Genomic DNA, 11,824 nt, shown 5'->3' with positions numbered 1-11,824 from the left:
GAGGGCTCGGGGGAGCTGAACATGGCTGGTTCGCGCGGAAGATGGCTCAGCCGCAATCTGTCGGTGGCGTCGATTCTGCAGCCCAAGGCCGTGGCCCAGGCGGTGTTCCACCCGGCGTGGATCCCGCCGGCGGTCGATCCGTCGGTGGAGCGCCTCAAGCGTGTACGTGTCATTGCCGGAGCTGTGGCGGCGTTCGGCGTGTACACGTTCGTCGAGGGCAGGTTCGACTTCAACGAGGTACTCGAGAACATCGTGGTGGCGGCCCTCGTGCTGCTGTTCATCACCCCGCTGACCGTGGGTGTGATGCTCTTCGTCTGGCGGCGGACCGGCAGGATCCGCGAGTTGCGGGGGTCCCTGTTCAACTCGCTCAAGCTGCTGCTCCTCTTCATCGTCATGGTCGTCGGGACGGTGCTGCTGTGGCAGTTGTCGATCCAGCTCGGCACCATCTGGACGGTGGTGCTCGGCCTTCCGGCGATGTGGATCACCGGCATGCTGATGTACGGGGCCGTGCAGCTGTCCGGGAACTTCTTCGGTTCCGCCGCCGTGCACCGCGCCCTGCCCGCGCTGCTCGCCACCGTGACGACGTGGCTGATGGCCCTTCCGGACCTGGTCACCGGTGATCTGCACGGGCTCAGCTTCAAGCTGGGGATCGTCTTCATCCTGGGCGCCCCGCTGGCGGTCACGGGCATCGCCGCCTTGGAGCTGCACCGGCTCCGACGCCACCACGGCATCCGGCTGTCCGCGCATCCGGCGACGCTCCCGCCGCCGCGGCCGTACGCCCCGAACAACGGGTTCGTGCCGCCCCAGGGGAACATGTACCCGCCGCCGGGGCAGCCGTACGCGCCTCCCGGTCAGCCGTACATGCCGCCGGGGCAGCCGTACGGACCTACGCCGGGCCAGCCGTACCCGCCGGGCAACGGCGTTCCGCACCCGCCGTACGTCCAGGGCAACCCGTACGGACCGCCCCAGCCGCCGCAGTCGCCGTACCGGTCCTGACCTGACCTGACCTGACCAGGCCAGGCCTGACCGACCAGGCCCGTCCCGGCGGCTCAGGCCACCGCGCTCAGTGTGTCCGCGAGCCGTCTGCGGGCCGACCGGGCCGCGGGCAGGGCGGCCAGCGCGGCGGCGCCGAGCACGGCGGCCGTGCCGAGGAGCAGCAGGAGTCCGGGGGAGGGCCCCCGGGCGATTCCGGCGCCGATTCCGCTCGACCTGCCCTGTGCGTCGATCAGCCAGTGGGCGAGCGGTACCCCCAGCGCCGCGGCGACGAGGACCGCGCCCAGCGCCGTGCACCCCGTGGCCGTCACCGTGATCGCGGTGATCTGCCGCGGGGTCAGCCCGATCGCCTTGAGCGCCAGCAGATCCCGCTCGCCCTCGCGGACCGTGCCGCCGATCGCCGTGAGCAGCTCGATGAGGCCGATCAGGGCCAGCACGGCGATCAGTCCCACGACGACTCCGCGCAGCGGTGAGAGCCCGTCGGCCGGGTTCGGCACGGCGTGCACGCTGATGTCTCCGTGCGCGGCCTCGGTCAGCTCCGCGGCCACCCGCTGCGGGTCGGCGCCGGGGCGCAGCTGGAGCTGGTAGAGGGCAGGACCGAGCCCCGGGTGGTTCTCCCGGAGGGTGTCGAGCGAGGTGGAGATGACCCGGCCGCCGTTCTCGGGCTCGATGCTGCGCCCGACGATGTGCAGGATCTGCGGCTCCGCGCCCACCGTGATCCGCACCCACGCCCCGACGCGCACGTCCAGCAGGTCGAGCAGGCCCTGACCGGCCACCGCCTCGTCGGGGCCGCGCGCGGGGCGTCCCTCCGCCAGCGAGAAGGGGTACGGATCCTCGTGCGTACCGAGCCCGCGGAGGGCGATCGTGCCCGTCTGGCCGGGGACCAGGGCGGCCACCTCGACGCCCGGGTGGACGGCGTCGACCTGCGGGTTCCGGGCCAGCAGGGCGCGTACGTCCGGATCGGTCAGGGTCTCGTCCGCCCGCACGGTGAGGGCGGCCGCGAGACCGATCTCGTCGGGTCTGCTCTGGAAGCGGTCGATGGTGCTCCAGGCGCTCATGGCCACGACGATCAGCAGCAGCGGCAGCGCCAGCCGGGCAAGGGTTGCCAGCGAGCGGGGCCGGCGCGAGAACGCCTTGTGCCAGCCCAGGACCAGCGCGGACGGCAGCCGCAGCCCGAGTGCCCCGCGCGCCAGGCCCGAGAGCCGGCCGCCGAGCGGGGCCGCGGCCCGCAGCCCCGGCACCGGAGGGACCTGCCCGGCACGCCAGGCCGCGAGCCCGGTCGTCGCGGCGATGAACAGCACCGCGGCCACGGGCACGGCGAGCAGCGCCGCGGTGTGCCCCGGCAGCCCCTGCCACACACCGACCGCGTCCCCGAGACGGCCCGGGACCCGGCTGCCCAGGGCCTGGATGACGACGGTGGCGAGCACGGCGCCCAGGAGCGCGAACGCCACATGCTGGAGCAGGAAGATCCGCACCACCTGGCCCGGGGTGAAGCCGATCGCCTTCAGGACCGAGATGTCCCGCAGATGGCCGCGGATCCGGGTGCCGATCGCCCCGTGCACGGCGAGCGCGGCGGCGACCAGGGCGCCGAGACCGAACAGGCCGAGGACCTGGCCGAGCAGCCGGTTGCCGCCCTGCGCCTCCGACCGCGCCTGCTGCCAGTGCGAGACGTCGGTGACCGCTCCGGCGCCGAGCAGGGTGACGGCCCGCTGGACGGCGTAGTCCGTGTCACCGGGGTCGGTCAGCCGCAGGCCGGTCACCTGGCCGCCGCGCCCGTCGGTCTGCCGTACGGCGGAGGGGAGGGCCCATACGAGGCCGGACCGCTCCCCGGGGCTGTAGCGGGGTTCGGCGCTGTCGGCGACCCCGAGGACGGTCAGGGTCCGGGCGGTGCCGGGCACGGTGAGCGTGTCCCCGGGCTCGGCCCACAGCGCCCGGGCGAGGCTGCTCTCCAGCACCACACCGTCCGGCGCGGCGGGGTCGAGCCAACGGCCGGAGGCGAGCAGCGGACGACCGGTCGAGGGCCGGCCGACGATGCCGCGCAGCTCGACGGAGGCCCGGGTGCCGCGCGACTCGACGGTGGCGGCGGCGGTGGGGTACGGGCCCGCGACGGACGTGACGCCGTCCACCTCGGTGAGTTCGCGCGCGTCGGCCGACGGGCCGGTGTGGATCCACACGTGCGCGCCCTGCGACTGGGTGAAGACCCGCTGCCAGGGGTTGGTCGCGTACCCGAAGAGTGCCGTGGCCAGCAGGAGCGAGGCGACGATCCCGGCGGTGGCGAGCACGATGAACAGCGCCTCGCCGCGATGTGTGCGCAGATCGGCGTGCGCCCAGCGCAGGGTGGCCCGCACGGCGGCTCAGCCCCTCGGCTCGCGCACGAAGGGCCGGTTCCGCGGCCCGCGCGCGAGGGACCGGTTCCGCGGCCCGTGCACGGCGGGGAGGTCCTGGCGGACGGCCTTCGACAGAGGCTCACGCATGCTGCTCAGTCCCTCAGTTCCAGCACGCCGGATATCCCCGTGCCGCGCGCGGGCGCGGTGCCGAGCTCCGCGTCGTCGGCGATAAGGCCGTCGAAGAAGCTGATCACCCGGTCCGCGGCGCTCGCCAGCCGTGCGTCATGGGTGACCAGCACGATGGTCTGGCCGCGCTCGTGGAAGCGGGACAGCAGCCGGGTCACCTCGCGGGTGCCCTTGCTGTCGAGGCTGCCCGCGGGCTCGTCGGCCAGCAGCAGGGGCGGATGGTTGACCAGGGCACGGGCCAGCGCGACCCGCTGCTGCTCGCCGCCGGACAGCTCGCCCGGCATGCTGCGCTCCTTGCCCTCCAGGCCCAGCTCGGCCAGGAGCCCCTCGCGCTCGGCGCGGGCCTGCCTGGGGGAGAGGCCGGCGAGCAGGGCGGGCAGCTCGACGTTGTCGGCGACCGACAGGTTCGAGACCAGGTTGAAGAACTGGAAGACGATGCCGATACGACGCCGGCGCTCGACCGCCCAGCGGGCCTCGCTGTACGCGTCCGTGCACACCCCGTCCAGCCAGACGCTGCCGGAGTCCGGTCGCTGGAGCCCGCCCAGCAGATGCAGCAGCGTCGACTTCCCGGCGCCCGAGGGGCCCGTGACGGCGACAAACTCACCCTGCCGTACGGCCAGATCCACGCCCCGCACGGCATGCGCCGGGGCGCCCTCGCCGTGGTGGGTCTTGACCAGGCCCTCGGCACGCAGCAGGGGGGTGCCCTCGGCGCGCGGCGAAGGAGCGGTGCGGCTCACTCCAGCTCCTCCAATTCCTCCTGGCAGCGTTCCAGCCAGTCGAGGTCGGCCTGCAGATGCAGCATGGCGCCCTCTATGAGCAGCTGGGAGATGCGGTTGTCCCGGCTCTCGGTGGCGGCGAGTTTCGACAGGCTGCGCATGGTGTTCAGGTACTCGCGCCGCTGTCTGTTGATCAGGGTGATCTGGTCGGCGAGTCCGGTCTGCGGCGCGAGCGCGAGCTTCATGAAGAACTCGTCCCGCACCCGCGGCTCGTCCGCCGTCTCCTCGTACCAGGCGCGCAGCGCCTCACGCCCGGCGTCGGTGAGGTGGTAGATCTTCTTGTTGGGCCGGCTCGACTGCTCGACTTCCTCGCCCTCGATCAGTCCCGACTTCTCGAGGCGGCCGAGCGTCACATAGATCTGGCCGACGTTCGGCTGAGGGTACGCGGACCCCAGCAGTTGCTCAAGGTCCTGCTTGAGCTCGTATCCGTGGGCCGGGCCGCGCGCCAGCAGGGCCAGGAGGGGCAGCCGCACCAGTGCTCTCCTCCGCCTTTTCTCTCGGTTCGCCTTCGGGGCGCTCCAGCCGGTGTTGAGGGGCCGATGTGCCGCAGGCCCTAGTATCGCCCATACCTAACAGGTATACATGGCCTCTGACTCCGGGCGAAGGTGCCCGGCAGCCGGTGTACCAAGGAGGAACCTATGCGGTGGATACGTGCCGCGGGTAGGGGACTCCTGGTCGCGGCGGTGGTTCTGACCGGTTACGTCGCCTCGGGCGCACAGGCCGACGGAGCGCGCGGCGGCGGCCGGGGTCCGCTCACGCTGGCCACCGCGGGGGATCTCACCAGCTATCTGGGACCGCTGCTGGACGGCTGGAACCGTACCCATCCCGGCGAGAAGGTGACCCTCGTCGAGCTCCCGGACTCCGCCGACGAGACCCGGGCGCAGATGACCACCGACCTGCGCGGCAGCGACCGGAGCCGCTTCGACGTCCTGAACATCGACGTCGCCTGGACCTCGGAGTTCGCCGCCGCCGGCTGGATCTCCCCGCTGTCCCGGGACCGCTTCCCGCTCGACGGCTTCCTGCCGCAGGTCGAGGACACGGCGACGTACGACGGACGGCTGTACGCGGTCCCGTACGTCACCAACGCGGGACTGCTCCTCTACCGCAAGGACATCCTCGACAAGGAGGGCGTCGCGCCCCCGCGCACCTGGGCCGAGCTGGAGAAACAGGCGAAGGCCATCGCGCCGAAGTACGGACTCGACGGCTACGCGGGCCAGTTCCTGCCCTACGAGGGGCTCACGGTGAACGCGGCCGAGGCGGTCTACTCGGCGGGCGGCACGATCCTCGGCGACGAGGGCGAGCGCGTCACCGTCGACTCGGCGGCGGCCCGCGAGGGCATCGGTTTCCTCGCCCGCGGCGTGCGGGACGGCTGGATCCCCAGGAAGGCGCTGACGTACAAGGAGGAGGAGTCCAAGCAGGCCTTCCAGGACGGCCGGCTCCTCTTCCTGCGCAACTGGCCGTACGCCTATGTCGGCGCCTCCGCCAAGGGCTCGGCGGTCGCCGGGAAGATCGGCGCGGTGCCGCTGCCGGGGCCCGACGGGCCGGGCGCGAGTGTGCTCGGCGGCTCCAACCTCGCGGTCAGCGCGCATGCCCGCCACCCCGACTCCGCCGCGCGTCTCATCGCGTACCTGACGAGCGAGCGGGTGCAGCGTCTGGTCCTCACCAAGGGCGCGCTGCCGCCCGTGCGGGCCGCGCTCTACCGGGACCCGGAGCTGATCCGGCGGTTCCCGTACCTGCCGACGCTCCGCGCGAGTGTCGCGGCGGCGGCGCCGCGTCCCAAGAGCCCGCGCTACGACCAGGTCAGTCTGGCCGTGCAGGCCGTGGTGCAGGACGCGATGACCGGGCGCCAGACGCCCGAGGCCGCGGTGCGACGTCTCGCGCGCGAGCTGGCGGACATCTCCCGCCGGGGCTGAGCCCTCTGCCGTCGTGCCCGACGGATCCTAGTTACTTGTTAGGTAACGCGCGCGTCTCACCTTCGGTCTCAGTGGATAGAAATATCCTCATATAAAATCCCAACTTCTCGGGACTCTCCGCCTACTCGTTGACACCTGCGCGACACGGCTACTTAACATGCATGCATAACCGGAGGCACGCACAGACAGGTCAACGGGTGACGATCGACATGCACCGCTGGTGGCGCGACGCAGTGATCTACCAGGTCTACGTCCGGAGCTTTCTGGACAGCACAGGGGACGGCATCGGCGATCTCGCCGGGGTCAGGGCCGGACTGCCGTATCTGAAGAAGCTGGGCGTCGACGGCGTCTGGCTGAGCCCCTTCTACCCCTCGCCGCAGCACGACCACGGCTACGACGTGGCCGACTACTGCGACGTCGACCCGGTCTTCGGCGACCTCAGCGAGTTCGACCTGCTGATGACGGACGCCCGGCGGCTCGGCATCAAGGTGCTCCTGGACATCGTCCCGAACCACTGCTCCGAGGAGCACCCGTGGTTCCAGGAGGCGCTGGTCGCGGCGCCGGGCAGCGAGACTCGGGCCCGCTTCCACTTCGCCGACGGCCGCGGCCCGGACGGCTCCGAGCCGCCCAACAACTGGCACTCCATGTTCGGCGGCCCCGCCTGGAGCCGGGTCACCGAGCAGGATGGCACCCCCGGCCAGTGGTACCTGCACATGTTCACGCCCGAGCAGCCCGACCTGAACTGGCGCAACCCCGAGGTCGGCGCCCACTTCGACCACGCCCTGCGCTTCTGGCTCGACCGGGGCGTCGACGGCTTCCGCATCGACGTCGCCGCCGGCCTCTACAAGCACCCCGAGCTGCCGGACTCGCCCGACCCGGAGGCCGACGCCCGCACCCGCGACTCGGTCAACCCGCTCGCCTGGAACCAGCCCGAGGTGCACGACGTCTGGCGGCACTGGCGGTCGGTGTGCGAGGAGTACACCGCCCGCGACGGCGAGGAGCGGCTGCTCGTCGGCGAGGTCTCCGTGCCGACCGCCCGCGAACACGCCCTGTACGTACGCCACGACGAGCTGCACCAGGCCTTCTTCTTCGACCTGCTGAGCGCGCCCTGGAACGCGGACGCCTTCCGCAAGGTCATCTCCCACGCCATGCAGGACATCGCGGGCACCGGCTCGACGGTCACCTGGGTCCTCAACAACCACGACCAGGTCCGTACGGTCACCCGCTACGGCGAACTGGGCACCGAGGGCAGCGGACTGGGCGCCGCCCGCGCCCGCGCCGCCGCACTGCTGATGCTGGCGCTGCCCGGAGCCGCGTACATCTACCAGGGCGAGGAGCTCGGGCTGCCCGAGGTCGTCGATCTGCCCGACGACGTGCTCACCGACCCGATCTTCCGTCGCACCGGCAGCCGCGCCCGGATCCGCGACGGCTGCCGCGTGCCGCTGCCGTGGTCCGGACACGCCTCGCCGTTCGGCTTCACCTCCGGCGCCGAGAGCGCCAAGCCGTGGCTGCCGCAGCCCGCCTACTTCGCCGAGTACGCCACCGACCGCGCCCTCGCCGACACCCACTCCTTCTGGCACCTCTACCGAGACGGACTCCAACTGCGGGCCGGTCTGCCCCAGTTGGGCGAGGGCGCGCTGCGCTGGCTGGACACCCAGCCCGGCGTCCTCGCCTTCGTCCGCGGCGACGGCCTGGTGTGCGCCGTCAACTTCGGTACGGCGCCGACGCCCGCGCCGGTCTCCGGCACCCCTCTGTTGTCCAGCGGCCCCTGCGCGCCCGGCGTCCTGCCCGGCTCGACGGCCGCCTGGTGGATCAGCGACTGCACCAACCCCTGAGCCGCCGGCTCCGTGACCACCCGCTCCAGCTGATCATCCGTCAACTCCCCTGCCCTCGAAGGACATCAATGATGATGCGACGACGTACGACCCTGCTCACGGGCTGCATAGCCCTCGCCCTGTCCCTCGGTGCCACCGCCTGCGGAGGCGGTCCCGTCTCTGCAGGCGGCGGCGACAAGCCGCTCAGCGGCCAGACGATCAACGTGGCCGGTGTCTGGTCCGGCAGCGAGCAGAAGAACTTCCAGAAGGTCCTGGACGCGTTCACCGAGAAGACCGGCGCCAAGACCCAGTTCACGTCCACCGGAGACAACGTCTCCACGGTCGTCGGCAGCAAGATCGAGGGCGGCAACGCCCCCGACGTGGTGATGGTCCCGCAGGTCGGCGTGCTCCAGCAGTTCGCGAAGGAGGGCTGGCTCAAGCCGCTCTCCAAGACGGCCCAGAAGTCCGTCGACGGCAACTACGCGAGCGTGTGGAAGAACTACGGCAGCGTCGATGGTACCCTGTACGGCCTCTACTTCAAGGCCGCCCACAAGTCGACCGTCTGGTACAGCCCCGACGCCCTCGACGAGGCGGGCGTCAAGACGCCGACGACCTACGACGCGATGCTGGAGGCCGGGCGGACCGTCTCGGAGTCGGGCCTCGCGGCCTTCTCCGTCGCCGGACAGGACGGCTGGACGCTCACCGACTGGTTCGAGAACGTCTACCTCTCGCAGGCAGGACCCGAGAAGTACGACGCCCTGGCCGCCCACAAGATCAAGTGGACCGACCCGACCGTCGTCGCGGCCCTCACCACCCTCGGCAAGCTCTTCAAGGACAAGGAGCTGATGGCCGGCGGCCAGAAGGGCGCGCTGAACACCGACTTCCCCGGCTCCGTCGAGAAGGTCTTCGGACCCGAGCCCACGGCGGGCATGGTCTACGAGGGCGACTTCGTGGCCGGTGTCGCCAAGGACCAGTTCGGCAAGAAGATCGGCGAGGACGCGGACTTCTTCCCGTTCCCCGCGGTCGGCACCGGCAAGGCACCCGTGGTCAGCGGCGGCGACGCGGCCGTCGTCCTCAAGGACGGCAAGAGCCAGAAGGCCGCCATGGAGTTCCTTGAGTACCTCGCGACCCCCGAGGCCTCCGCCGTGTGGGCCGAGGTCGGCGGCTTCCTTTCCCCGAACAAGAAGCTCGACCTCGCCTCCTACGGCGACGACATCACCCGCGAGACCGCCAAGTCCCTGGTGAACGCCGGGGATTCGGTCCGCTTCGACATGTCGGACCAGGCCCCGGCCGCGTTCGGCGGCACCAAGGGCGCCGGCGAGTGGAAGCTCCTCCAGGACTTCCTGCGCGACCCGTCCGACCCGAAGAAGACCGCTGCCGCACTGGAGCAGGCGGCGGCCAAGGCGTACAAGGGCTGATCGCCGTGACCGCCGCCACGCTCCTGAAAGAGGCGAGCCCGCCGCCCACCGCCCCGGCCGACCGCGACCGCAGGCGTCGCGCCCGGCGCCGGGCCCGGATCATCGCCCTCGCGTTCGTGTTCCCCGCCCTGCTCCTGCTCGGCGCGCTCGTCGTCTACCCCGTGCTGTTCTCCGTGGGCCGCAGCTTCTTCGACGCCTCCGGCAACCGGTTCGTGGGCGGCGACAACTACACCGAGATGTTCCGCGACCCGGCCACGCTCAAGGCCGTCCGGAACACGGCCATCTGGGTCGTCGTCGCGCCGACGCTGCTCACCGGTCTCGGTCTCGTCCTCGCCGTCCTCGTGGAGAAGATTCGCTGGGCGACTGCGTTCAAACTCCTGCTGTTCATGCCGATGGCCGTCTCCTTCCTCGCCGCGGGCATCATCTTCCGGCTCGCGTACGACGAGGACCCCGAGAAGGGCGTCCTGAACGCCGCCGCCGTCTCCGTGCACGACGCCTTCAAGGACGCGTCGTCGTACCCCAACGCCCGGGCCCGCGACGGCCAGGGCCTGACCAAGGCCGCCGACGGTTCGTACGGTACGACGGCCACCGCGTCCCCCGGCGACACCGTCGGACTCGGACTGGTGGGCGTACGCGCCGAGGACCTGCCGGGGAGCGCGCGACCCGCGTACCCGGCGTCGACCGGGAAGCCATCGGCCGACGAGCTGCGCGGTGTCGTCTACCTGGACTTCACGCGCGGCGGGGGAGGGGAGCAGGGCAAGGTCGACAGGACCGAGAGCGGGCTGCCGGAGATGAAGGTCGAGGCGGTGCGCGAGGGGAAGACCGTGGCGAGCGGCACCACCGCGGCCGACGGCTCCTTCCGCTTCCAGGGCCTCGATCCGGGCTCGTACACCGTGCGGCTGCCCGCCTCGAACTTCGCCGCGCCGTACGACGGCGTCTCCTGGCTCGGCCCCGCACTCGTCACGCCCGCCATCATCGGCGCGTACCTGTGGATCTGGACCGGGTTCGCCATGGTGCTGATCGGGGCCGGGCTCGCCGCCCTGCCGCGCGACGCGCTGGAGGCGGCCCGGATGGACGGCGCCAACGAGTGGCAGATCTTCCGCCGGATCACCGTGCCGCTGCTCGCGCCCGTCCTCACCGTGGTCTTCGTGACCCTGGTGATCAACGTGATGAAGGTCTTCGACCTCGTCTACATCATCGCGCCGGGTCCGGTGCAGGAGGACGCCACCGTGCTCGCCACCCAGATGTGGCTGGTGTCCTTCGGCGGCGGCAACAACCAGGGCCTGGGCAGTGCGCTCGGCGTGCTGCTCCTCCTCCTCGTCATCCCCGCCATGGTCTTCAACGTCCGCCGTTTCCGAGGGAGTCAGCGATGAACGCGATCAGGCGGGGGCTCGCGAGCAGCCTCGTGCAGGCGTTCCTGGTGCTGGTCGGTCTGGTCTGGCTCACTCCGCTCGCCGGGCTGTTCCTGTCCTCGCTGCGGTCCGCCCAGGAGACCGCGACGGGTGGCTGGTGGACCGCGCTGGCCTCGCCCGGGCAGCTGTCCTTCGACAACTACTCGGCGCTGCTGGGCAATTCGGGGATGACGCAGGCGTTCTGGAACACGGTGCTGATCTCGGTGCCGACCACATTCCTCGTCGTCGTCATCGCCGCGCTCGCCGGATATGCCTTCGCCTGGCTGGACTTCCCCGGCCGCGACCCCCTTTTCCTCTTGGTGGTAGCGCTGTTGGTGGTGCCCGTGCAGATCGGGCTGCTGCCGGTGGCCAAACTCTTCGGGCAGATGGGGCTGTTCGGCACGATTCCCGGAGTCGTGCTGTTCCACGTCTCGTACGGGCTGCCGTTCGCGATCTTCCTGTTGCGGAACTACTTCGCCGAGATGCCCAAGGAGATGCTGGAGGCGGCTCGGATGGACGGGGGTGGGGAGTGGCGGATCTTCACGCGGCTCGTGCTGCCGGTCGGGCGGCCCGCCATCGCCTCTCTCGCCATCTTCCAGTTCCTTTGGGTCTGGAACGACATGCTGGTCGCGCTGTTGTTCGCCGACAGTTCTTCGCAGCCGTTGACGGTTGAACTGCAGTCGCAGATCCGGCAGTTCGGGAGCAACATCGATGTGCTCGCGCCCGGGGCGTTCCTGTCGTTGGTGGTGCCGGTGGTGGTCTTCTTCGCCTTCCAGAAGCACTTCGTGCAGGGGGTTATGGCGGGGTCGGTGAAGTGACCGCCGGTGGGGGCCGCCGATGGGTTCTCGCCCCCGCCGCCCCTACCCGTCCCGTCCCTGGGGGCTCCGCCCCCAGACCCCCGTATCGCGCTGACGCGCTCGTCCTCAAACGCCGGACGGGCTGAAAGTGCCGGCCCCGCCGCGAAAATCCAGCCCCTCCGGCGTTTGAGGAGCGGGGGTTCGGGGGC

9 protein-coding genes are annotated in these 11,824 nt (G+C 71.2%); 6 read left to right on the top strand and 3 right to left on the bottom strand.

The features are described 5' to 3' along the window. The first annotated feature begins 21 nt into the window (after window positions 1-21). Window positions 22-996 carry a DUF3824 domain-containing protein gene (locus ACFWXQ_RS26410; protein ID WP_383952233.1) on the top strand — a complete coding sequence of 325 codons (975 nt, stop codon included), beginning with the start codon at window positions 22-24 and terminating at the stop codon, window positions 994-996. 53 nt (window positions 997-1,049) lie between these two features. Here ACFWXQ_RS26410 and ACFWXQ_RS26405 read toward each other — a convergent pair whose 3' ends face one another. The 3 genes from ACFWXQ_RS26405 to ACFWXQ_RS26395 form a co-directional block, all read right to left on the bottom strand. After that, window positions 1,050-3,341, bottom strand: coding sequence for an ABC transporter permease (locus ACFWXQ_RS26405; RefSeq protein WP_383952235.1), 2,292 nt, complete (start codon window positions 3,339-3,341; stop codon window positions 1,050-1,052). Window positions 3,342-3,472: 131 nt separating this feature from the next. Further along, window positions 3,473-4,243, bottom strand: coding sequence for an ABC transporter ATP-binding protein (locus ACFWXQ_RS26400; protein ID WP_383952237.1), 771 nt, complete (start codon window positions 4,241-4,243; stop codon window positions 3,473-3,475). Beyond that, window positions 4,240-4,755 (bottom strand): PadR family transcriptional regulator, encoded by a 516-nt coding sequence (locus ACFWXQ_RS26395; RefSeq protein WP_383952239.1) that lies wholly within the window; start codon window positions 4,753-4,755, stop codon window positions 4,240-4,242. Before ACFWXQ_RS26395 ends, ACFWXQ_RS26400 begins: the two co-directional genes overlap by 4 nt. A gap of 165 nt (window positions 4,756-4,920) precedes the next feature. On the opposite strand from ACFWXQ_RS26395, the gene ACFWXQ_RS26390 reads away from it, so the two are divergent. The 5 genes from ACFWXQ_RS26390 to ACFWXQ_RS26370 all read left to right on the top strand — a co-directional run bounded on the left by ACFWXQ_RS26390 (window position 4,921) and on the right by ACFWXQ_RS26370 (window position 11,636). Then, the gene (locus ACFWXQ_RS26390; protein ID WP_383952241.1) at window positions 4,921-6,195 is read left to right on the top strand and encodes an ABC transporter substrate-binding protein; all 1,275 of its coding nucleotides are present in this window, start codon (window positions 4,921-4,923) and stop codon (window positions 6,193-6,195) included. 161 nt (window positions 6,196-6,356) lie between these two features. Then, entirely contained in the window at window positions 6,357-8,030 is a 1,674-nt protein-coding gene (locus ACFWXQ_RS26385) for a glycoside hydrolase family 13 protein (protein WP_383952243.1), read from the top strand. A 71-nt stretch (window positions 8,031-8,101) separates the two neighbouring features. Beyond that, complete coding sequence (locus ACFWXQ_RS26380) at window positions 8,102-9,427, top strand: ABC transporter substrate-binding protein (RefSeq protein WP_383952249.1); 1,326 nt, start codon at window positions 8,102-8,104, stop codon at window positions 9,425-9,427. Between the two features lie 5 nt (window positions 9,428-9,432). After that, the gene (locus ACFWXQ_RS26375) at window positions 9,433-10,800 is read left to right on the top strand and encodes an ABC transporter permease subunit (RefSeq protein ID WP_383952245.1); all 1,368 of its coding nucleotides are present in this window, start codon (window positions 9,433-9,435) and stop codon (window positions 10,798-10,800) included. Then, on the top strand, window positions 10,797-11,636 hold the full coding sequence (locus tag ACFWXQ_RS26370) for a carbohydrate ABC transporter permease (protein ID WP_383952247.1): 840 nt from the start codon (window positions 10,797-10,799) through the stop codon (window positions 11,634-11,636). Before ACFWXQ_RS26375 ends, ACFWXQ_RS26370 begins: the two co-directional genes overlap by 4 nt. Window positions 11,637-11,824 lie beyond the last annotated feature (188 nt).

Source organism: Streptomyces sp. NPDC058697, assembly GCF_042715345.1.
In the GTDB taxonomy this organism is placed as follows: domain Bacteria; phylum Actinomycetota; class Actinomycetes; order Streptomycetales; family Streptomycetaceae; genus Streptomyces; species Streptomyces liliifuscus.
The sequence above is the reverse complement of the archived record's forward strand: the minus strand, read 5'-3'. Positions and strand labels throughout refer to the sequence as shown.

What these genes read in the sequence shown, in the direction of transcription:
- ACFWXQ_RS26385 (WP_383952243.1), top strand. Translation starts at nt 6,357, where the DNA reads ATGCATAACCGGAGGCACGCACAGACAGGTCAACGGGTGACGATCGAC.
- ACFWXQ_RS26380 (WP_383952249.1), top strand. Translation starts at nt 8,102, where the DNA reads ATGATGCGACGACGTACGACCCTGCTCACGGGCTGCATAGCCCTCGCC.
- ACFWXQ_RS26370 (WP_383952247.1), top strand. Translation starts at nt 10,797, where the DNA reads ATGAACGCGATCAGGCGGGGGCTCGCGAGCAGCCTCGTGCAGGCGTTC.
- ACFWXQ_RS26390 (WP_383952241.1), top strand. Translation starts at nt 4,921, where the DNA reads ATGCGGTGGATACGTGCCGCGGGTAGGGGACTCCTGGTCGCGGCGGTG.
- ACFWXQ_RS26410 (WP_383952233.1), top strand. Translation starts at nt 22, where the DNA reads ATGGCTGGTTCGCGCGGAAGATGGCTCAGCCGCAATCTGTCGGTGGCG.